The organism is Actinomadura sp. SCN-SB (assembly GCF_043906805.1).
Taxonomy (GTDB): domain Bacteria; phylum Actinomycetota; class Actinomycetes; order Streptosporangiales; family Streptosporangiaceae; genus Spirillospora.
Genome location: NZ_JBIMPP010000050.1, coordinates 13,628 through 34,146, shown reverse-complemented (window position 1 = coordinate 34,146; position 20,519 = coordinate 13,628). Strand labels below are relative to the sequence as shown.

Sequence of the window (20,519 nt, the reverse complement as noted above, 5' to 3'; positions counted from 1 at the left end):
CAGAAGGAGGACGGCATGCCGGGGCACGATCTCAGCGGCCGGACGGCCGTGGTCACCGGGGGCGTCCGCGGCGTCGGCCTCGGCATCAGCCGCGCCCTCCTCGGCGCGGGCGCCGAGGTGATCGCGGTCGCCCGGCGCGAGCCGCCGGCGCTGCCCGAGGCGGGCGGCCGCACCGCGAGGTTCGCCTCGCTGGACGTCCGGGACGCCGCCGCCGTCCAGCGCTTCGCCGACGGCCTCGACCGGGCCGACATCCTGGTGAACAACGCCGGCGGCACCCCGTTCCTGCGGCTCGCGGACGGCGACGCGCGCACCCACACCAAGATCGTCGAGCTGAACCTGATCGGGCCGCTGATCATGTCGCGGGCGCTGTACCCGCGGCTGCGCGAGCGTCCGGGCGGCGGCTCCGTCATCATGATCGGCAGCGTCAGCGGCATCCGCCCGTCGCCGGGGTCCGCCGCCTACGGGGCCGCCAAGGCGGGGTTGCAGAGCCTCGCCACGTCCCTGGCCGTCGAATGGGCGCCGCACGTCCGGGTCAACACCCTCACGCTCGGCATGGTCCGCACCGAGCAGGCCCACCTGCACTACGGGGACGAGGAGGGGATCGCGGCGGTCGGCGCCACCGTCCCGCTGGGCCGCCTCGCCGATCCCTCCGAAGTGGGCACGGCCTGCGTGTTCCTGGCCTCGGACGCCGCCGCGTACATCACCGGCGCGAACCTCGTGATGCACGGCGGAGGAGAACGCCCCGCCTTCCTCGACGCCGCCACCGTGAACAAGGAGGACCCCCAGTGATCTGCAAGGACCGTGTCGTCGCCGTCACCGGGGCCGGTCGCGGCCTCGGCCGCGCCCACGCGCTGGAGTTCGCCCGCCAGGGCGCCCGGGTCGTCGTCAACGACCTGGGCGTGGCCCGGGACGGCACGGGCGAGGCCACCTCCGCGCCCGCCGAGGAGGTCGTCGCGGAGATCCGCGCCCTGGGCGGTGAGGCCGTGGCCAGCCCGCACGACATCGCCACGGAGGACGGCGCCGCCGCCCTGGTCGCCACCGCCCTCGACACGTTCGGCCGCCTCGACGTCCTGGTCAACAACGCCGGTTTCCTCCGCGACCGGATGCTGGTCAACCTGTCCGAGGACGAATGGGACGCGGTCATGCGCGTCCACCTCAAGGGCCACTTCCTCCCGCTCAAGCACGCCGGCCGGTACTGGCGCGCCGAGAACAAGGCGGGCCGCCCGGTGGACGCCCGCGTCGTCAACACCTCGTCCGGCGCGGGACTGCTGGGCAGCGTCGGCCAGGCCAACTACTCGGCGGCCAAGGCCGGCATCGTCGGCCTCACCCTCGTGGCCGCCGCCGAACTGGGCCGGTACGGCGTCACCGTCAACGCGATCGCGCCCGCCGCCCGCACCCGGATGACCGAGGAGGTCTTCGCCCAGACCATGGCCAGGCCGGCCGAGGGCGAGTTCGACGCGATGGCCCCCGAGAACGTCTCACCCCTGGTCGTCTGGCTCGGCTCCGCCGGGTCCCGCGCCGTCACCGGGCGGATCTTCGAGGCCGAAGGCGGCAGGCTGTGCGTCATGGACGCCTTCCGCCACGGCCCGTCCATCGACAAGGGCGCCCGCTGGGACCCGGCCGACGTGGGCAAGGCCGTCACCGAACTCCTCGCCCAGGCCCCCACCCCCGAACCCGTCTACGGCGCGTCCTGACGGGCGCGAGGCCGGCCGCCGCGAGCCTTCATCCGGGCTGGAACGCCCGGATGTACCGGCGCACCTTTCCCGCGTACGCCCTGTGCTCGGGCGGGACGCCGCCCGCCTCGCGGACGGTCCTGGCCGAGCTCCGGTACGCGGCGGCCAGGTTGAGGGCCGGATCGCCCGGGACGGTCGCCAGGTCCTTGCCCCAGTAGCACAGGAAGCGGACGAGGGACGGCGCCGGGCCGGGCGAGCGGATCGGTATCCGCCGCCGTCCGGCGTGGAGCGGATCAGCACGTTGGACGGCTTCAGGTCGCGGTGCACGATGCCGCGCTCGTGCAGGGTCCGCACGGAACCGTTCCCGTACGTCCTCGCGGAGCGTCCAGTGATCGGCGAGTATCTTGACCACGACCGGCGAGTCCAGCTCCGCGTCGTGGCCCAGCCAGACCGAGGCGAACCCGCCCGAACCCAGCAGCCGGTCGATCCGGTGGCGTCCCGCCGCGCTCGGAGTCCCCATGTCCGCCCATGATGAACGATGGGGCCCGGGTCGCGGGCCGGGTCGTCGTCTTCCCTCGCCCGCGGGTGACAGGAATGGTGATCGATTCGGCGGCGTTGCAGGTGGCGGACCCGTAGGAAAATCGATCGCCCCGGGCCGCGCGTGACGGCTACGGTGCGCCGGGATCCTATTGTTGAGTTGCCGACGACCTGATGAGGACGCCTGTGAGTTCGCCGCTCGCCGACCTGCGCGCGCGCCTGCCGGAGCTGATGACGCTCGACCGGCACCGGCTGCGCCGCCGCATCGACGGGACGCAGAAGCTGCGCGACGCCCGGCGCCGCGAGCGGGTCGCGGAGGAGATCGCCGCCGAGATCGAGACGGCCGAGCGGCGGGTGGAGCGGCGGCGCGCGGCCGTCCCGGCGATCACCTATCCCGAGGAGCTGCCGGTCAGCCGGCGGCGGGACGACATCGCCGCGGCGATCCGCGACCACCAGGTGGTGATCGTGGCCGGTGAGACCGGGTCCGGCAAGACCACCCAGCTCCCCAAGATCTGCCTTGAGCTGGGCCGCGGCGTGCTCGGCTCGATCGGCCACACCCAGCCGCGCCGGCTGGCGGCCCGCACCGTCGCCACCCGGATCGCCGAGGAGCTGGGCACCGAGCTGGGCGAGACGGTCGGCTACAAGGTGCGCTTCACCGACCGGTCGAGCGACGGGACGCTGGTCAAGCTGATGACCGACGGCATCCTGCTGGCCGAGATCCAGACCGACCGGCTGCTGCGCCGCTACGACACGCTGATCATCGACGAGGCGCACGAGCGCAGCCTCAACATCGACTTCCTGCTGGGCTATGTGAAGGAGATCCTGCCGCGGCGGCCGGACCTCAAGGTGATCATCACCTCGGCGACCATCGACCCCGAGCGCTTCTCCCGGCACTTCGGCGACGCGCCGATCGTGGAGGTGTCCGGCCGGACGTACCCGGTCGAGGTCCGCTACCGGCCGATCATCGACCCGGAGGACCCCCAGGCCGACCCCGACCGCGACCAGATCCAGGCGATCCTGGACGCGGTGGACGAGCTGTCGCTGGAACCCCCCGGCGACGTGCTGGTCTTCCTCAGCGGTGAACGGGAGATCCGCGACACCGCCGACGCGCTCGCCAAGCACCTGCGCGGGCGCCGCGAGGCAACCGAGGTCCTGCCGCTGTACGCGCGGCTGTCGGCGGCCGAGCAGCACCGCGTCTTCCAGCCCCATCGCGGCCGGCGGATCGTGCTGGCCACCAACGTCGCCGAGACGTCGCTGACCGTGCCGGGCATCAAGTACGTGATCGACCCCGGCACCGCCCGCATCTCCCGGTACAGCCACCGGCTCAAGGTGCAGCGCCTGCCCATCGAGCCGATCTCGCAGGCGTCCGCGAACCAGCGCAAGGGCCGCTGCGGGCGGGTGTCGGAGGGCGTCTGCATCCGCCTGTACTCGGAGGAGGACTTCGAGTCCCGCCCCGAGTTCACCGAGCCGGAGATCCTGCGCACCAACCTGGCGTCGGTCATCCTGCAGATGACGGCGCTCGGGCTGGGCGACATCGGCGCGTTCCCGTTCGTGGAACCGCCGGACCGGCGCAACATCAAGGCGGGCGTCGACCTGCTGCACGAGCTCGGCGCGCTGGACCCGTCCGAGAAGGATCCGCGCAAGCGGCTCACCGCCCTGGGACGGCGGCTGGCGCAGCTCCCGATCGACCCGAGGCTGGGACGGATGGTGCTGGAGGCCGAGGCCAACGGCTGCGTCCGCGAGGTGCTGATCATCGCGGCGGCGCTATCGATCCAGGACCCGCGCGAACGTCCCGCCGAGCATCAGCAGGCGGCGGACGAGAAGCACCGCCGCTTCGCCGACCCCACCTCCGACTTCCTCGCCTACCTGAACCTGTGGAACTACGTGCGCGAGCGGCAGCGCGAGCTGTCGGGCAGCCAGTTCCGGCGGATGTGCAAGAACGAGTTCCTCCATTTCCTGCGCATCCGCGAATGGCAGGACCTGCACTCCCAGCTCAAGCAGGTCGCCCAATCCCTCGGCGTCACGCCCAACGACACCGACGCGCCGCCGGACCGCATCCACATCGCGCTCCTGTCCGGCCTGCTGTCGCACATCGGCCTCATGGACACCGACGGCAGGAAGGACGAGGGCGCCCGGCGCCGCCGGTCGAACGAGTATCTGGGCGCGCGCGGCGCGAAGTTCGCCCTGTTCCCCGGCTCGGCGCTGGTCAAGAAGCCGCCGCGCTGGGTGATGTCGGCGGAACTGGTGGAGACCTCCCGGCTCTGGGGTCGCATCAACGCCGCGATCGACCCCGCCTGGGTCGAGCCGCTGGCCGGTCACCTGGTCAAACGCACCTACAGCGAGCCGCACTGGTCCAAGAGGCAGGCCGCGGTGATGGCGTACGAGAAGGTCACGCTGTACGGCGTGCCGATCGTGGCGCAACGCCGCGTCACTTACGGCGGCATCGACCCGGAGCTGTCACGGGAGCTGTTCATCCGGCACGCCCTGGTCGACGGGGACTGGGAGACCCACCACCGGTTCTTCCACGACAACCGCGCGCTGCTGGAGGAGGTCGAGGAGCTGGAGCACCGGGCCCGGCGCCGCGACATCCTCGTGGACGACGAGACCCTGTTCGACTTCTACGACGAGCGGGTGCCCGAGGACGTGGTCTCCGGCCGCCATTTCGACTCCTGGTGGAAGAAGGCGAGCCGCACCGACCCCGACCTGCTGAGCTTCGAGAAGTCGATGCTCATCAACCAGGCCGCGGGCGACGTCAGCGAGGCCGACTATCCCGGCACCTGGCGGCAGGGGCCGCTGACGCTGCGGCTCACCTACCAGTTCGAGCCGGGCAGCGACGCCGACGGCGTGACCGTCCACATCCCGGTGCAGGTGCTCAACCAGGTCCGCCCGGACGGCTTCGAGTGGCAGGTGCCGGGCCTGCGCGCCGAGCTGGTGACCGAGCTGATCCGCTCGCTGCCCAAGCAGCTGCGGGTCAACTTCGTCCCGGCTCCCGACTACGCGCGCAAGCTGCTGGAACGCCTCGAACCCCGGACCGAGCCGCTGCTGGACGCCCTGGAGCGCGAACTGCGCGACATGACCGGCGTGACCGTCGCCCGCGAGGCGTGGGACCTGAGCCGCCTCCCGCCCCACCTGCGCATCACGTTCCGCGTGGTGGACGAGCGCAGGCGCACCCTCGCCGAGGGCACCGACCTCGACGAGCTCAAGCGCCGCCTCAAGGACAGGGTGCGCGGCACCCTGTCCCGGGCCGCGACCGCCGAGGGCTTCGAGCGCGCCGGGCTCCGCGAATGGACGATCGGCGAGCTGCCCCGCACCTACCAGCGCAGGCAGGCGGGGTACGAGGTGAAGGCGTTCCCCGCGCTGACCGACGAGGGCGGCAGCGTCGCGGTCCGCATGTACGAGACCGAGGCCGAGCAGCGCTCCGCCATGTGGCGGGGCACGCGGCGGCTGATCCTGCTGAACGCCCCGTCCCCGGTCAAGCAGATCCAGGGCGGCCTGACCAACCAGGGCAAGCTCGCGCTCAGCCACAACCCGCACGGCTCGGTCGCGGCGCTGTTCGACGACTGCGTGACCGCCGCCGCCGACCAGCTGATCGCCGAGGCCGGGGGACCGGCCTGGGACGAGGCGGGGTTCCGCGCCCTCTACGACCGGGTCCGCGCCGACCTCTACGACGCCACCGCCGCCATCGTGGCGCTGGTGGAGCGGATCCTGGCCGAGGCGCACGAGGTCGACCGGCGGCTGCGCGGCACCACCAGCCTCACCCTCGTCCCGGCGCTGACCGACGTCCGGGAACGGCTGGGCCGGCTGATCCATCCCGGGTTCGTCACCGAGACGGGCCGGCATCGCCTGCCCGACCTGCCCCGCTACCTGCGCGCCCTCCAGATCCGGCTGGACAAGCTGCCCGAGAACCCCGGCCGCGACCGGCAGCTCATGCAGCAGGCCGCGACGCTGGACGCCGAGTACGAGCGGTTCGTCCAGCGCCTGCACCCCGCGCGCCGCGACGACGAGCAGGTGCGGCGGATCCGCTGGATGCTGGAGGAACTGCGGGTCAGCCTGTTCGCCCAGCAGCTCGGCACGCGCTACCCCGTGTCGGACAAGCGCATCCGCAAGGCGATGGCCACCGCCCAACCGGCACGCTGACCGGCCTCAGGGGCACGGTCATTCGGCGCGCAACCGAGCAGGCGACGCGGCGCGGCCGAGGAGAGGGCCCGCGGCGACCGTGGCGGCGGCCGCGGCCGCCACCGCGAGGACGACCATGACGAGGGCCCGGCCCGCCATCCAGGCGACATCCGCGACGCCCGGCTCGATGAACATGCCCGGTGTCATGCCGATGACCGTCGCCAGCGCGGCCATCCCGCACACCGGGACCGCCGCGATGAGCGTCTGGCGCAGCGCCGACCGGCGCAGGGACGCGACCGGGGCGCCGACCGCGGCCAGCGCCGCCATCGAGCGGCCGTTCTCCAGCAGCGACTCGGCCCGGTGCACCACCAGGGCGGCGACCGTCACCAGCAGGGCGAACAGCAGCGCCAGATAGGTCAGGCCGAAGCTGACGAGCCAGAACCGGTCGATGGGCTCGCCGTACTCGGTGGCGGGCCCTATCACGGCCCATTCGATGGCGCCCGTGCCCGTGCCGAAGGCGACCACCAGCGCGGCGACCGCCATGGTGCGGCCCGTGGCGCGCGGGTCGGCCTCCAGGGCGCGCGCCGCCAGCAGCGTCTCCGGTGAACGGGCCCAGCGTCCCGCCAGGCGGGCGGATTCCAGGACGATGCGGGCCGCCCCCGCCGCCACGCCGATGACGGTGACGAATGCGCCGAGGAAGAACAGCGGCATCCCGACCTCGTCCACGTTCCGGCTGAGCCCGCCCGCGACCATGAGCAGCACGCCGGCGACGAGCGGGCTCAGGGTGTACGGGCCCGGCCGGGGACGTTGCGCGCGGCGGACGACGCCCAGCGGTGAGGTGACGACATGGCGGGACACCAGCAGGCTGACCGTCACGGCGGCGCCCACCACCAGGACGAGGACGACGGGGACCGGCCAGGGCGGTATCGCGTACCGCGCCGTGTCACCGACCCCGAGGGCCGCCATCGCCGCCCGCTGCCCCGCCACGTACGCGAAGCACCCGATGACCGCGCCGGCCGCGCCGACGCGGGCGGCCTCGGCCGCGCCGAGCAGCCGGACGTCCCTGGGCGTGGCGCCGGCCAGCCGCAGCGCCGCGAGCCGCCGCTCCTGGGTGGCCTGCGCGACCCGTCCCGCCTGGTGCAGCAGCGCCAGCACGGGCACGATGAGCAGGCACAGCGCCAGCGCGGTGCCCGGCCGCAGCCCCTCCTCGCTCACCAGGCCCGCCCACGCGGTGTCGGTGGTGCCCCGGATGAGCAGCAGGTTCACCGCGCCGAGGAGGAGGAACGTGGCCAGGGCCGTGCCGGAGGCCAGCAGCCGGCGCCGCCGCCGTTCGGCGCGTGCGGTGCCGCGGGCCAGCATCGCGGCGACGGCGAACAGCTCCCGCGTCCCGCCGCCGTTCACCGGATCACCGTCGGGGCCTCGGCCACGGTGCCGTCGCGCACCACGATCTCGCGGTCGGCGAAGGCCGCGATGCGGTTGTCGTGGGTGACCAGGACGATGGTCGTGCCGTGCTCCCTGGCCGCCGCGAGCAGCAGGCCGAGCACCTCCTCGCCGGCCACGCTGTCGAGCGCGCCGGTGGGCTCGTCGGCGAAGACGACCGTGGGGCCGTGGGCGAGCGCCCGGGCCACGGCGACCCGCTGCGCCTGGCCGCCGGACAGGTCGCCGGGGCGGACGGGCGCGCAGTCGTCCACACCGAGGCGGCCCAGCCATTCCCGCGCGGTCGCGGACGCCTCCGAGCGGCCCCGGCCGGCGAACATCAGCGAGACCGCCACGTTCTCCTCGGCGGTCAGCTCCGGCACCAGCCCGCCGAACTGGAACACGATGCCGAACGCCTCGCGCCGCAGGCGGGTGCGGGTGTCCTCGTCCAGCGTGTCGAGGCGGGTGCCGCCATAGCGGATCTCGCCGTCGTCGGGCACGAGGATGCCGGCCAGGCAGTGCAGCAGCGTGCTCTTGCCCGAGCCGCTCGGGCCGGAGACCGCCACGACCTCTCCGGCGTCGATCGTCAGGGACGCGCCGCGCAGCGCCCGGGTACGGCCGAACGCCTTTCCGACGTCGCGGGCTTGCAGCAGGGGACTCATCGGCTGATCTCCTTGGTCAGATCGGTCAGGCGGTGCGCGGCCAGTTCCATCCACCGCAGGTCGGCGTCCAGGTGGAACAGGACGTAGTCGGCGGCCAGGGCTTCGGCGGCGGGCGTCTCCGTGGCGGTCTTGGCGCGGGTCAGCTCCCGCATCCGCTCCAGGTGCGCGGCGCGCTGCCGGTCCAGCACGGCGCGCGCGTCGCCGCCGAGCAGCAGCGCCATGACCACCCGGGAGAACAGGGCGCCGGTGATGTGGGGCAGCGGCGGTTCGGTCTCGGCGAGCCACGCCCGCAGCCTCTCGGTGCCCTTCGGGGTCAGCTCGTACAGCGTGCGCTCGGGCCCGCCGTCCCGGTTGACCTCGGAGACGGCCACCAGCCCGTCGCGTCCCAGCCGCTGCAGCGTCGAGTAGACCTGGCCGTACGGCAGCGGCTTGGCTCCCGGCAGCCGCTCGTCGTGCTCGCGTTTCAGCTCGTAGCCGTGCTTGGGCCGCTCGGCGAGCAGGGCGAGCAGGATCTGCGGAGTCGACATGTGAGGCACTATAAACCCGATACATGTACTGAGTGAATAGTCGCGGCGGCCTGTTCCACCGAGGACATGATCAAAAGGTGGATGCGGCCCGGCGGCCGGGTGCTGTCGTTCCGCGCCGGACCCGCCGACCCGAAGATCGGCCGCCGGCTGGCCCTCTCGCCCGGGGAAGAGGTATTGACCATTCGGCGGCTCCGGCTCGCCGACGGCGCCAGCATGGCGATCGAGACGCTCTACATGCCCAGGGCGCTGCTGCCGGAGCTGCGCCGCGAGGATCTGCCATCCGTTTCGTCTCACGACCCCCGACCGTCCCCCGGCCCCCGGCGCGCCCGCTGTGCCGTTCCCGTCGTGGCGCTCGCCGTCACCGCCGGCGTCCTGCTGCTCCCGGGACGCCGGGAACGGCGCGAGGTCGCCGAGGAGAGGACCAGCGGCTCCGCCGCCGGCCAGGCGTGAGACCGGACCGGCGCGGCCGTCCCCGGCGCGGGGGCGGGCGATGGCCGCGCCGGTCGCGGCGGACATGAGACAGTTCACCAAGGGGGGAAAGGACACGATGGCTCTGGACCGCACGCTGGAGGTGCTCGCCGTCTGCGGCGTGGGCATGGGCTCCAGCCTGATGCTGAAGATGACCGCCGAGGACGCGCTGCGCGGCCTCGGCGTGGACGCCCGCGTGGAGAACACGGACCTGTCCACCGCGCGTGGCATGTCCGCCGACGTGATCGTGGGGCCGGGCATGCACACCGCCGGGATGGAAGGGCCGGCCCCGGTCGTCATCACGGTCAGCGACTTCCTCGACAAGGACGGGCTCCAGGAGCAGTTGCGCGAGCGGCTGACCGAGCAGGGCCGGCCGGCCTGATGACGTCCGTCCCCGCGGCGGGCGCACGTGACGGCGTGCGCGCCGCCGACTGGAGAGAGGCGACCCGGGAAGCGGCCGTCACCCTGGTGGAGATGGGCGTGGCGGGGGAGGGCTACCCCGATGCCTGCGTCCGTGTCGTCGAGGAGAACGGCCCGTATATCGTCCTGACCAAGGGGCTGGCCCTCGTCCACGCCCGTCCGGAGGACGGCGGGCTGGGCGTCGGCGTGGCCGCGACCCGGCTGGCCGAGCCCGTCGCGTTCGGCCACCCCGACAACGACCCCGTCGACCTGCTGCTGTCGTTCTGCACCCCGGACGCCGACGCGCATGCCTCATCGCTGTCCGCGCTGGCCAGGGCGCTGTCGGCGGGACTGGCCGACCGGCTGCGCGCCGCGCCGGACCGCGCCGCGATGGTCACCGAGCTGGAGGGGGCCCTGGCGAGGGCCCACGGGAAGGAGCACGACCCTGATGCCTGAGGCCCGCCGGACCCCCCGCCACGGCCATCCAGGCCGCGTCCGGTCCCTGCTCGACGAGCTCGACGCCCGCTCCGGCGAGCCGATCGCCGACGCCGCCGCGCTGCTGCTCGCCTGCATCGAGGCGGACGGCATCGTGCACGTCGCCGGCGCGGGGCACTCGCTCGCGCTGGTCTGCGAGACGTTCTACCGGGCCGGCGGCCTCGCCCCCGTCCGGCCGCTGTGGGACCCGTCGGTGCTGCCCCTCGGGAACGCGCTGGGCAGCACGCACGCCGAGCGCACCGAGGGCCTGGGCCGCTCGGTGGTACGGGACGCCGCGCCCGAGCCCCCCGACGTGGCCGTGGTGTTCTCCACCAGCGGGCGCAACCCGTACCCGGTCGAGGCCGCCGAGGAATGCGCGGCGCGCGGCGTGCCCGTGATCGCCATGACCTCCTCGGACGCGTCCCGGACGGCCGCCGCGCGCGCCGCGACCTCCCTCGCCGACCACGCCACGATCGTGGTCGACACGGCCGCCCCGCCCGGCGACGTGCTGCACCCCCCGGGCGCGCCGCGCACCGCCGCCGTCTCCACCATCCTCGCCGCGTACGCGTGGTCGCGGGTGCTGGCCGACCTGTACGAGCTCGCCGCGTCCCGGGGTGCCGAGCCGCCCTGCTGGATGAGCGCCAACGTCCCCGGCGGCGACGAGGTCAACCGGGCGCTGATGGCCCGCTACGGCGGGCGCATCCCGGACCTGGGCGTCCCCGGCCCACGAGCCCGGACCGAAATTCCCCGCGGGTGAGTCTCGTCTCCTTGCGCGCGCGTCGTCCCACTCGGCGCGCACAAGTCACTGCGGCCTCGTCTACTAGTGCGTATCGTTCATTCCATGCCTACGAGTGATGAGCGCGACAATAGCGGCCGCGGAGGGCAGGCCGGCACGTCCGAAGGCGCGGTCTCCGAGGCTGGAACGAGCAACGACGCCACTCCCGCCACCCCGCCCCCTGCCACGAACGCGACCGCCACCGGTGACGGCGGCGGCGCCGCGAACGGCGGGCCGCCCCGGGCCGTCGCCGCGCCGGGGGACCGGATCGTCGCCGGTGCCGGACAGGCTCCCAAACCCCCCGCCGCCTCCGGGCCGCGAGGCGCCGCCGGGCCCGCCGTGCCCGAGGCGAGCCCCGTCACCGAGGTCGCGCGCATGGGCGAGCCCGTCGCGGTCTGGCCGTGCGCCAACTGCGGCCGTCCCGTGCCACAGCCCGTAGGGACCGGACGCGCCATCCGCTACTGCCAGGACAACGAGGGCGCTTGCGCCCGCGAAGCGCGCGAGCGCCGCGAGCGCGGGCGCGACGCGCCCGGCCTGACCGGGCAGGTCGCCTCCACCTGGGAGATGGTGGAGCGCCTGGAGAAGGCCGCCGACCTGCTCGCCGAATCGCTCACCTCCGAGCTCAGCGTCGCGGGCGTGGAGCGCCGCGTCGCCGAGGTGCGGGCCGAGGCCGCCCGCGAGCTGTCGGTCGCCCAGACCGAGCGGGAGGCCACCCAGCGGCAGGCCGAGGAGGCCCGGCAGGAGGCCGCCTCCGCGCGGCAGCGCGCCGAGGCCGCCGAACGGGAGTCCGCGCGCGCCCGCGAGGAGACCAGGCTCGCCACGGCCAAGCGCGACGCCGCCCAGCAGGCGTGGGAGGAGGCGCACCAGATCGCGCAGCAGGCGGTGTCGGCGAAACTCGCCGCCGAGAGCGAGCGCGACCGGATCGCCGCGCGCGAGAACGAGCTGCTGGCCGCGCTTGAGACCGCCCGCGCCGAACTGGTGCAGCTGCACGCCAGGGTGTCGGAGGCCGAGAGCGCCGCCGAGGCGCTGCGGGTCGAGGCCGCGGTCGCCAAGCAGGGCGCCGAGGACCTCCGCAACGCCATGCGCGACGCCGAGGCCCAGCGGCAGCATGCCATGCAGGCCGCCAGCAAGGCCGAGGCGGAACGGACCGAAGCGCAGCGCGCCCAGTCGGAGGCGGAAGCCGAGGCGCTGCGCGCCGACGCCCGCGTCCAGGAGGCGGTCAAGGAACGCGACGCCGCCCAGGAGCAGGCCAAGGCCGTGCTCGCCGAACGCGACGAGCTCCAGACCAAGGTGAACGACCAGGCCGTCCAGCTACGCCAGCTCGCCCAGTCGGTGGCCGAGCAGCAGGCCGCGCTGGCGGCGCTGGCCGAGGAGCGCGACGCCGCGCGGGCCGAGGCCGACCGGGCGCGCCGCCAGATCGATCAGCTGACCCACAACACGCTGAACTCCAGCATCCCGCCGGGTGGGCGCTACCCGGGCACGGGTTCGTCCCTGACGGGACCCACGCCGGGCGCGGTCCCGGGACCACTGGGAGGCCCCGCGCAGCCCGGCACCCCCGCGCAACCCGGTCAGGCGCAACCCGGCGGCCCAGCGCAACCGGGTGCTCCTGCGCAGCCGGGCGGCCCCGCACAACCCGGTGGCCCCGCGCAGCCGGGTGGTCCCTCCCCGCTAAGCGGCCCCGCGCAGCCGGGATCCCCGGGGCACTCCAACGGGCGCGTCAACGGCATCGATCCGAACGACCCCCTGTACACCGGGCGCTGACCGCGCGCGGTCCGGCGGCTCGGCGCCGGACCGTGGCCCGGCCGCGTGACGCCCCGTACGGATCAGGCGTCGGCGGAACCGGGCGCGTACTCGATCCAGATCTGCTCGGCCCGGCCCAGCAGCCGCCCGTCCTCCCCGTAGGCCGCCGTCGCCGCGTGCCGCTTGCGGCCCTCCCGGCTGCGGGCCAGCCCCATCACCACGCACCGCTCGCCCGCCTCGGGCGGCTCGGTGACCTGCGCGGTCATGGTGCCGAGCAGGATCGGCGGGCCGGGGGCGGCCGAGGCCAGCCCGCCCGGGCAGCCCAGCACCGCCCACATGATCTCCGGCGCGGGCGGCTCGTCCGGCGTCCACGGAGCGGCGACCAGGCCCTCGCCGGCCGGTCCCGGCTCCAGCCGCATCCCGTCGCCCTGCTCCCGGAGCGGCCCGCACACGAAACAGCGGGGGAACGGGTGCCGCCCGCCGGGCTCGGCGGCCCGGTACCCCTCCGCGGCCTTCAGCGCCTCCTCGTACGGGACGGGCGGCACCGCGGGAACCACGATGGCGCCCGCGAGCGCCTCCGCCACCACCAGGCCCTCGCCGTCCAGCAGCCGGGCGCCGATGCCCCGGTCGTCGTCGGGGAAGACCAGCAGCTCGGTCTCCAACGGCGCCGGGCGGCGCAGCGCCACGGTCACCGTGTCCGACGCCACCTGCCCGGCGAGCAGTCCCGCGACGTACCCCCCGTGCGCCGTGTGGTCCGGCCCGTTGTACCGGGCCTTGACGATCACGTTCATCCCCCGGAGTCCCCGCCCCTCGTCCTGTCCGAGACCGCGCACCGCCCGCGCCCGCCCGCGGCGCGCCGCCGGGACTCGCCCGCCTCGCACGCCACCGGCAGGCCACGCGACGGAACCGCGACCTTAACCGGACCGAATCCTAATAAGGGGCCCGGACAAATTCCCGAGCAGGGCCCGCGCCCCGGCCGCCGCCTCCGCGGCACCTGCGGCCTGCCCCCAATAGAAGGGAACGCCGAAGGCAGACGGGCGGATACCGGCACAAGGACAGGCAGGAGGAGAGGGAGGCGTAGCGGCGAGGCAAGGTGCCGGTGGTACCGAAGGGGCGTCCGTGCCCTCAGATGGCCCGCGACGGCTGCGGCCGTCCCGGCCGGGTGGTGAAGAAGACCGACAGCGAGCCGGTGAGCCGCGCCCGGACGGTCTCCTCGTCCACGGGGCCGTCGTCGGGGACGGGCGTGCGGTCCAGCGCCCGGTCGATGAGCTTGTCGACGTTGCGGTCCGCGACCAGCACCGAGCAGGTGTCGCACGCGTACCACGGGTAGAGCATGTTCAGCACGGCGACGGCGGTGTCGTCGTCCGACAGGTGGGTGGTGTCCAGCTCCACCTCGAACATGTCGGTGTCCTCGGGGTCGAGCGTCGGGTAATAGAGCCATCGCGGCCCCGGCACCCCGCAGAAGTCGCACGCGCCCGCGGGCGGGGCCGGAACGCCCACGGCCAGTTCGAGCTCGTGGTCCCACGGCTCGACCCGGCGGTTGTGGCGGTAGCCGACGCCGTCGAGCGCGCCCTCACGGTTGTGGGTCACATCGTGCACCTCGCCGCCGCAGCGGGCGCACATGAAGCCGATCTCCTCCATGTCCCTCCCCATCGCCGGGCACCGCGTCTCACAGTATCCGGCCGGGCCCTGGAGTCGAACCTCCGCGTGCTGTGCCACCCCCGGATGGGCACGGGGCCCGGGCGGTCCGCTAGCCTGATCGGCCGTGATCGAGCCGAACCTGGACGCCACCACCGGCGGCGTGGTCCTCAACGCGGACAAGGTCGACCTGGTCCGCGCGGGAAGGACGCTGCTGGACCGGGTCAGCCTGACCGTCCTCACCGGCGAGCACTGGGCCCTCCTCGGCCCGAACGGCGCGGGCAAGAGCACCCTGCTGAGCATCCTCGGCGCCTACAACCATCCGACCCGCGGCACCGCCGAGATCCTCGGTCACCGGCTCGGCCGCGTCGACGTGCACGCGCTGCGCAGGCTGATCGGCCAGGTCAACCCGCGCCACCCGCTGGAGTCCGCGCGCACCGTGCGGGAGATCGTCCTCACCGGGGCGACCGGCACGATCGAGCTGGTGCCGCGCTGGACCGCCGGCGAGGACGAGCTGCGCCGCGCCGACGAGCTCATCGCGCTGATGGGCCTCACCCCCATCGCGGGGTCACGCTGGCCCGAGCTGTCCCAGGGCGAGCGCGGCCGGACGCTGATCGCCCGCGCGCTGATGCCCGAGCCCCGGCTCCTCCTCCTGGACGAGCCCGCCACCGGCCTGGACGTGGCCGCGCGCGAACTCCTGCTGTCCGCCCTCGACGAGCTGCGCGCCGAACGGCCGGACCTCACCAGCGTCCTGGTCACCCACCATCTGGAGGAACTGCCCACCAGCACCACGCACGCGCTGCTGCTGCGCGACGGTGCCGTGCTGGCGTCCGGGCCCACCGACGACGTCCTGACGACCGAGCTCGTCAGCGCATGCTTCGACCACCCCATCGCGATCGCCCGGCACAACGGCCGCTGGACCGCCACCGCGGGCGGCTGAGCCTCAGGCGTGCGCCGGGACGCGGTGCCGCGACAGGTGCGCCAGCACGGACTGGTTGGCCTCCCACCCGTCCGGGAACTTCACCGGGACGCCCAGATGCACCGGCTCGGTGGACGGATGGGCGTCCAGCAGCTCGGGGATCCCGGCCCGCGCGACGACCACGCAGGCGTGCCGGTGACGCGAGGTCAGCACGCACAGCCGTCCCGACTCCAGATGGAACGCGGTCGCGTCACGGCGTCCCGACAGCGGGTGCAGGACGACCGTGACGTCGTACTCGCGTCCCTGCAACCGGTTCGCGGTGTCGACCGTGATGCCCTCGCCGTGCGGGCCAAGGGCGGCGCGGATCGCGGCGACCTGGTCGCGGTGCGCCGCGCCGATCGCGACCCGGTCGGCGGTGACCGGCCCCGACCCGTTCTCCGCATGCGCGATGGGCCCGCGCTGCAACAGCCGTACCGCCAGCGCGGCGGTGGCCTGGACCGCCTCGGCGTCGGTCCGCGGCGTGTGCCGCGCGGGCAGTTCGTACAGCGCCCACCCGGACGCGGCCGCCTCGTCCAGGGCCCGGTCGTAACTGGTTCCCATGCCGCGCGCCGCGTACTCCAGCCGGCGGTCGCCCGGCCCCGTGCCCGACCGGAACCCGGTGAACGGGTAGAACGCCTCCGACACCACGGGCGCGGCCGAGGCGGGCAGCCGCCACGACACCGGCAGGCGGTGCAGCGGCAGCCCGGGATTGTGCGCGAGCAGGACCGACACCGCGCTGCGCATCGGGTCCCACGACAGCCCCGCCCACCGTTCGACCTCGACCGTGGAGAACGGGTCGAGCTGCCCCGGATCGCCCACGAACAGCGCGCGCTCGAACCGCCCCGCGATGCGCAGCAGCATGTCCGACCGCATCTGGTACGCCTCGTCCACGATCGCCCACGGCCAGGAGCCCTCGCCGAGCGTCGCCCATTTCGCGGCCGTCGCGACGATGACCGGGGTGTCGGCGAGCTGCTCGGCCTTCGTCGCGACCTTCACCGCCGGATGCGCCAGCACCCGCTCGGAGATCGAGTACGTGGACGCCGACAGCCGTCCCAGCCCGAGATCGGGATGCCGCACGGCGATCCGGTCGATCAGGTCGTCGACCTGCTCGTTGGTCTGCGCGACGATCAGCAGCCGCTCGCCCGCCCCCGCGAGCTCGGCGGCGGCCCGCACCACCAGCGTCGACTTGCCCGCGCCCGGCGGCGAGTCCACGACCACGCCGCGGTGCGCGCCGCCGTCCAGGTCGGCCAGCACACCATCGACGGCCTCGGCCGCGGCCGCCGCCGGATCGAACCCGCGATCACCGGGATCGCGCATCGCGTGCGTCATGACCACTCCTCCGCCGCGTCCTCGTCACTGGGCACGTACTCCTCGGGCGGGCCGCCGTGCGTCCACGGCGTGTCCTCCTTGTCGGGGAACCTCGCCGCCCCGAACCCGTCCGCCATCCGCGAGGTGAACACCACCCGCTCCCCGGCCTCCGGGACGACGCCCGGCTCGGGCACGAGCTTGCGTCCCATCCCGCCGGTCAGCTCCACCAGCACCGTGCCGTCCTCCGCGCCGACGATCCGTCCTTTGAGGGCGGGACGGGCCGCCGAGCACACCGGGGTGCCGGGCTCCAGCCGTACCGGATCGTCGGTGCGGACCCGCAGCCGCGGACGCAGCTTGGGGCGCTTGCCCGTCTCGTCCAGCCGTGTCGGGTCGCTGTCGACCACCGTGCCGCCGAACGCCTGCCCGGCGAGCCGCTGCTCGGCCATCACCAGCGGGTCGTCGAAGGCGCGCTGCGCGTCGTAGCCCTCCTGCGCGCGTTCCAGGTCGTGCAGCCGCCGCGCCGCCCGCACCGGCGGGTCGCGGCGTGCCTGCGGGTACGCCTCGCCGAACGTCTGGTGGTAGTAGGTGAACGCGTCGCGGTCGCGTTCCCACCGGTACGGGACGCTCGCGCCGGGCGGCAGCGCGCGCAGCACGTCCACGGCACGCCACATCAGGTCCCAGGTCGGCCTGAGCTGGCTCGCGAGCGCCCTGCGGATCCGTTCCTCGGCGCGCGGATCGCCTCCGGACCGGTCGTAGGCGGCGATCGCCGGGGCCAGCACCTCGTTGTCGAAGGACGGGTCGGTCGCGGGGCCGGCCGGGGGACAGGCCACCGGATCCTCGGCGCGCGCCGCCGCGGCCGGGCCGTCCATCCCCTCGGGCGGATCGACCCAGCCCATCAGCGCGGCCAGGTTCCCGTCCTCCAGGGCGCTCTGCCCGGTCGCCCAGTGCAGCCGCAGCGCGTCGGTCATCGCCATCAGCAGCGACGAGCCCGGATGGTCGTTGCGGTCGGCGAACCAGGTCAGCCAGCGGCCCAGCACCGGCACCGCCGGGTCCACCGCGTACGGGCCCTCGGTCCGCCGGAACCGCGTCGACCGGCCCAGCAGCCGCAGGAACGCCACACCGCCCCGGTTGGGGACCAGCAGCTGCGGCGCGTCCCCGTAGCGGATGCGTTCCTCGCCGTCCTTGCCCGGCGGCAGCTCCTCGACGTCGCCGCGGCCGACCTCGACATGGTTGAGCACCGGCTTGGCCAGCTCGGCCGCGAACGAGAACCGCAGGTCGCGGTTGCGCGGCTGCGGGACGGCCAGCAGCAGGGGATCGTCCCGGTCCGTGCCCAGCATCACCGCCAGCGGCGCCGCGGCCTCACCGGCGAGCTTCAACGGGATCATCACCAGCGGCGCGTCCGTCAGATGGCAGTGCCGCACCGTCGCCAGCGGCTGCGCCCGCCCGGTGGCGGCCGCCTCAAGCTGCGCCAGCGAGGACAGTACGCTCACGTCACGCGCCTCGTGCGGCGGTGCCCGGCTCCGCGTGTCCTGATGCGCCCGCTCATGCGGCACCGTCCAGCACCTCGTGGCGCAGGCGGTGCGCGGTGCGCAGCTGCGACGCCGTCTCGGCCAGGTCGGCGGACGGGTCCAGCGAACCGTCGGCCAGCGCCAGCGCGGTCGCGATGGAGTCGACGCCGCCGAGGTCGTCCCGCACCGAACGGCCCAGCGTGCCGGTGGCGCCGCAGGACCGCGCCTCGTCACGGCAGAAGAACGCCATCTCGCAGGTGGACATGCACTCCGGCGCGTACCGGGCCTCGACCGCACGCACCGACCCGGGCAGCTTCTCGCCGGGCGCGAACGTCAGGTCCGGGGGCAGCTCGGCGAGGATCCGGTCGACGCGGGTGAGGCGCGCCAGTTGCCGCTCCAGCACCGCGAGCTGCGGCCGGACGTCCAGCGGCGTGGCGGTGGGACGGTTGGAGAAGTTCTCCGGGCACACCAGGATCACCTCGTGCGCCACCCTGTCGGCGGCGTGTCCCAGCTCCTCGGCCAGCCGGCGCAGCGCGAGCACGTACACCGCGGACTGCCGGGCCGCCGCGGCGACCTGCTCGGGCTCGGCCTGCCCGTCCACGACCGCGAACGACTTGATCTCGATCACGTGCAGTCTCCCGGCGAGCTGGAAGGCGATCACGTCGGGCTCCAGGTAGGCCGTCCGGCCCGCGATCTCCAAGCGGAGCAGCGGATGGTCGAACAGCGTCCCGTCGCCGGACTCCAGCGCCCTGGCCAGCAGCCGCCGGGTGCGCGCGTGCCGCAGCTCCCGGCCCTCGTTCCCGCCCACGACCTCCAGGTCGTCGTAGGCGACCTCGGGCAGCGTGAAGCCGAGCCGGTCGCGCAGCAGGGTGAGCAGCTCGGCGCACCCGTCCGCCTTCACCTGCGCCTCGAACGCGTTGCCCCGCGTGATCGCGAACTGCGACTGCCCGAACGGCGACGGGAATCCCAGCTCCCGTGCCAGGGCGTCCTTGTCCACCCCGGCGGCGTCCATCACCCCGCGCCGCGCGCACCCCGGATTGGCGGTCAGCGCGGCGATGGTGCGGGCGTCGTGATTGCGGGGCGTGGCACCGCCGCGCAACCGTTCCAGGTCGAGATCCAGTGCGGTGTCGGTCATCGGTCGTCCTTGTCGGTGGCGCTCGGCGGCCGGCCCTCCGGGGAAGCCGGGGAGCCTGCCTTGCGGGGTATGCGAGAGGCGCCGCCGCGTGTGGAGCCGGCGGAGCCACCGCGACGTGTGCCGGAAAGGGAAGTCAGCGTGCGGCCGGAACCCGGCGAGGGGCCCGCGGGAGCGGGCGCCGCGTCGCCGGAGGAAACCGCCCGCATCGCGCGGAGGCGGGAGCCGAACAGGCACTCGGCCTCGTCCAGTTGAGTGCGAGCGCGTTCGGCGGCCTCGCGCCGGTGCAGGCCATCGGTCTCCTTGTGCACCTCCAGCTCGGCGCGCGCGGCGTCCGCCAGAGCCGCGGGATCGACGGTCGCGGCGGAGTCACCCGGCGTCCCGGGGATGTTGGACGCGAACCGCCACAGCAGCCGCTGCACGTCCGGGGACGGCGCGCCGCCACGGCCCGCGTGCTCGGCGACCCGCAGCGCGGCGTACAGGAAGTCGGTGCGCGCGCTCAGCGGCCCGACCACGCGCTGCTCCAGCGGCCACGTGCTCACCGTGATCAGCCCGCGGGCCGGTGCCAGCAGGTCGGCGGTGAGGGCGGCGCACAGGTAGTACGGCCGCGAGTAGGGCGCGGTGCGGAAGGAGCGTTCCTCGTCACGCCGCAGGCTGGTCAGCTTGGCCCCGGCGATCTCGCCGGGGAAGAACGCCGCGTACACCGAGCCGATCAGCTTGGGCGCGGCGGGAACGCCGAGGAGCGTCAGCGCCTGGTGCACCTGCTCGCGTACGGGGACCAGACCACGCTCCGCCGCGCGTCCACCGGCGGGCGCGCGGTCGCGCTCGCCGGCGTCGGCGGGGTTCTCTCCGAGAACGGCCTCGTCCCAGGCGTGCTCGGCGCGCCGCAGCTCGGCCCTGAGTTCGCGCGCCCTGGCCCGGTCGCCCTTGGCCATGGCCCGCCGCACCGCGGCGCGCAGGTCGGCGATACGCGCCTCCAGCGCCTCAGGGGAAGGCAGGCCGGGGGACGTGGACATGCGGGTGAGAGTACAGGAGCTTCCAGTCAGTTCCAGTATTTTCCAGTTTCGCGTGTCGCGCGTGTCGCGTGTGTTGTGGCCGGAACGCGTGGGAACCGCGGAGAAGGCTTTGCCGTCAGGGGACGACTCGTGGCGCCCGCTTTGCACGGCATGTACGACTTATGCGGAATTG

The 20,519-nt window shown here is 74.3% G+C and carries 19 protein-coding genes; 9 read left to right on the top strand and 10 right to left on the bottom strand.

Annotated elements, in window-relative coordinates:
* Positions 1-15: 15 nt before the first annotated feature.
* Both ACGWYJ_RS27295 and ACGWYJ_RS27290 read left to right on the top strand, forming a co-directional pair.
* A complete protein-coding gene (locus ACGWYJ_RS27295) occupies positions 16-789 on the top strand; it encodes an SDR family oxidoreductase (RefSeq protein ID WP_395109193.1) in 774 nt (257 codons plus the stop codon).
* Positions 786-1,694, top strand: coding sequence for an SDR family oxidoreductase (locus ACGWYJ_RS27290; protein ID WP_395109192.1), 909 nt, complete (start codon positions 786-788; stop codon positions 1,692-1,694). The genes ACGWYJ_RS27295 and ACGWYJ_RS27290 overlap by 4 nt, the downstream gene beginning before the upstream one ends.
* 28 nt (positions 1,695-1,722) lie before the next feature.
* Here the strand turns inward: ACGWYJ_RS27290 and ACGWYJ_RS27285 are convergent, their stop codons facing one another.
* On the bottom strand, positions 1,723-2,193 hold the full coding sequence (locus tag ACGWYJ_RS27285) for a hypothetical protein (protein WP_395109190.1): 471 nt from the start codon (positions 2,191-2,193) through the stop codon (positions 1,723-1,725).
* Between the two features lie 203 nt (positions 2,194-2,396).
* Here ACGWYJ_RS27285 and hrpA point away from each other — a divergent pair, with 203 nt between their 5' ends.
* On the top strand, positions 2,397-6,347 hold the full coding sequence (gene hrpA / locus ACGWYJ_RS27280; protein ID WP_395109189.1) for an ATP-dependent RNA helicase HrpA: 3,951 nt from the start codon (positions 2,397-2,399) through the stop codon (positions 6,345-6,347).
* An 18-nt stretch (positions 6,348-6,365) separates the two neighbouring features.
* Here hrpA and ACGWYJ_RS27275 read toward each other — a convergent pair whose 3' ends face one another.
* Genes ACGWYJ_RS27275 through ACGWYJ_RS27265 form a run of 3 tightly spaced genes read right to left on the bottom strand, consistent with a single transcriptional unit; the run spans position 6,366 to position 8,931 of the window.
* Positions 6,366-7,727, bottom strand: coding sequence for an FtsX-like permease family protein (locus tag ACGWYJ_RS27275; protein WP_395109188.1), 1,362 nt, complete (start codon positions 7,725-7,727; stop codon positions 6,366-6,368).
* The gene (locus ACGWYJ_RS27270) at positions 7,724-8,404 is read right to left on the bottom strand and encodes an ABC transporter ATP-binding protein (RefSeq protein ID WP_395109187.1); all 681 of its coding nucleotides are present in this window, start codon (positions 8,402-8,404) and stop codon (positions 7,724-7,726) included. The genes ACGWYJ_RS27275 and ACGWYJ_RS27270 overlap by 4 nt, the downstream gene beginning before the upstream one ends.
* Positions 8,401-8,931 carry a PadR family transcriptional regulator gene (locus ACGWYJ_RS27265; RefSeq protein WP_395109186.1) on the bottom strand — a complete coding sequence of 177 codons (531 nt, stop codon included), beginning with the start codon at positions 8,929-8,931 and terminating at the stop codon, positions 8,401-8,403. Before ACGWYJ_RS27265 ends, ACGWYJ_RS27270 begins: the two co-directional genes overlap by 4 nt.
* 66 nt (positions 8,932-8,997) lie before the next feature.
* On the opposite strand from ACGWYJ_RS27265, the gene ACGWYJ_RS27260 reads away from it, so the two are divergent.
* The 5 genes from ACGWYJ_RS27260 (at position 8,998) to ACGWYJ_RS27240 (ending at position 12,808) form a co-directional block, all read left to right on the top strand.
* The gene (locus ACGWYJ_RS27260) at positions 8,998-9,381 is read left to right on the top strand and encodes a UTRA domain-containing protein (protein WP_395109185.1); all 384 of its coding nucleotides are present in this window, start codon (positions 8,998-9,000) and stop codon (positions 9,379-9,381) included.
* Between the two features lie 97 nt (positions 9,382-9,478).
* Positions 9,479-9,781 (top strand): PTS sugar transporter subunit IIB, encoded by a 303-nt coding sequence (locus tag ACGWYJ_RS27255; protein ID WP_395109183.1) that lies wholly within the window; start codon positions 9,479-9,481, stop codon positions 9,779-9,781.
* Positions 9,781-10,254, top strand: a complete 474-nt coding sequence (locus ACGWYJ_RS27250; RefSeq protein WP_395109181.1) for a PTS sugar transporter subunit IIA — start codon at positions 9,781-9,783, stop codon at positions 10,252-10,254. The genes ACGWYJ_RS27255 and ACGWYJ_RS27250 overlap by 1 nt, the downstream gene beginning before the upstream one ends.
* A complete protein-coding gene (locus ACGWYJ_RS27245; protein ID WP_395109180.1) occupies positions 10,247-11,029 on the top strand; it encodes a sugar isomerase domain-containing protein in 783 nt (260 codons plus the stop codon). Before ACGWYJ_RS27250 ends, ACGWYJ_RS27245 begins: the two co-directional genes overlap by 8 nt.
* Before the next feature lie 84 nt (positions 11,030-11,113).
* A complete protein-coding gene (locus ACGWYJ_RS27240; RefSeq protein WP_395109179.1) occupies positions 11,114-12,808 on the top strand; it encodes a chromosome segregation ATPase in 1,695 nt (564 codons plus the stop codon).
* A gap of 62 nt (positions 12,809-12,870) precedes the next feature.
* Here the strand turns inward: ACGWYJ_RS27240 and ACGWYJ_RS27235 are convergent, their stop codons facing one another.
* Together ACGWYJ_RS27235 and ACGWYJ_RS27230 are read right to left on the bottom strand one after the other, a co-directional pair.
* Positions 12,871-13,578, bottom strand: coding sequence for a hypothetical protein (locus tag ACGWYJ_RS27235; protein ID WP_395109178.1), 708 nt, complete (start codon positions 13,576-13,578; stop codon positions 12,871-12,873).
* A gap of 334 nt (positions 13,579-13,912) precedes the next feature.
* Complete coding sequence (locus ACGWYJ_RS27230) at positions 13,913-14,440, bottom strand: hypothetical protein (RefSeq protein WP_395109176.1); 528 nt, start codon at positions 14,438-14,440, stop codon at positions 13,913-13,915.
* Positions 14,441-14,552: 112 nt separating this feature from the next.
* Between ACGWYJ_RS27230 and ACGWYJ_RS27225 the strand changes: the two genes are divergently transcribed.
* A complete protein-coding gene (locus ACGWYJ_RS27225) occupies positions 14,553-15,365 on the top strand; it encodes an ABC transporter ATP-binding protein (RefSeq protein ID WP_395109175.1) in 813 nt (270 codons plus the stop codon).
* 3 nt (positions 15,366-15,368) lie between these two features.
* Here ACGWYJ_RS27225 and ACGWYJ_RS27220 read toward each other — a convergent pair whose 3' ends face one another.
* The 4 genes from ACGWYJ_RS27220 to ACGWYJ_RS27205 are packed head-to-tail and all read right to left on the bottom strand — an operon-like array spanning position 15,369 to position 20,347.
* Positions 15,369-16,712 carry an AAA family ATPase gene (locus ACGWYJ_RS27220; protein WP_395109174.1) on the bottom strand — a complete coding sequence of 448 codons (1,344 nt, stop codon included), beginning with the start codon at positions 16,710-16,712 and terminating at the stop codon, positions 15,369-15,371.
* On the bottom strand, positions 16,709-18,181 hold the full coding sequence (locus tag ACGWYJ_RS27215; protein ID WP_395109173.1) for a hypothetical protein: 1,473 nt from the start codon (positions 18,179-18,181) through the stop codon (positions 16,709-16,711). Before ACGWYJ_RS27215 ends, ACGWYJ_RS27220 begins: the two co-directional genes overlap by 4 nt.
* 52 nt (positions 18,182-18,233) lie before the next feature.
* On the bottom strand, positions 18,234-19,334 hold the full coding sequence (locus ACGWYJ_RS27210) for a hypothetical protein (RefSeq protein WP_395109172.1): 1,101 nt from the start codon (positions 19,332-19,334) through the stop codon (positions 18,234-18,236).
* Complete coding sequence (locus tag ACGWYJ_RS27205; RefSeq protein WP_395109171.1) at positions 19,331-20,347, bottom strand: hypothetical protein; 1,017 nt, start codon at positions 20,345-20,347, stop codon at positions 19,331-19,333. Before ACGWYJ_RS27205 ends, ACGWYJ_RS27210 begins: the two co-directional genes overlap by 4 nt.
* Positions 20,348-20,519 lie beyond the last annotated feature (172 nt).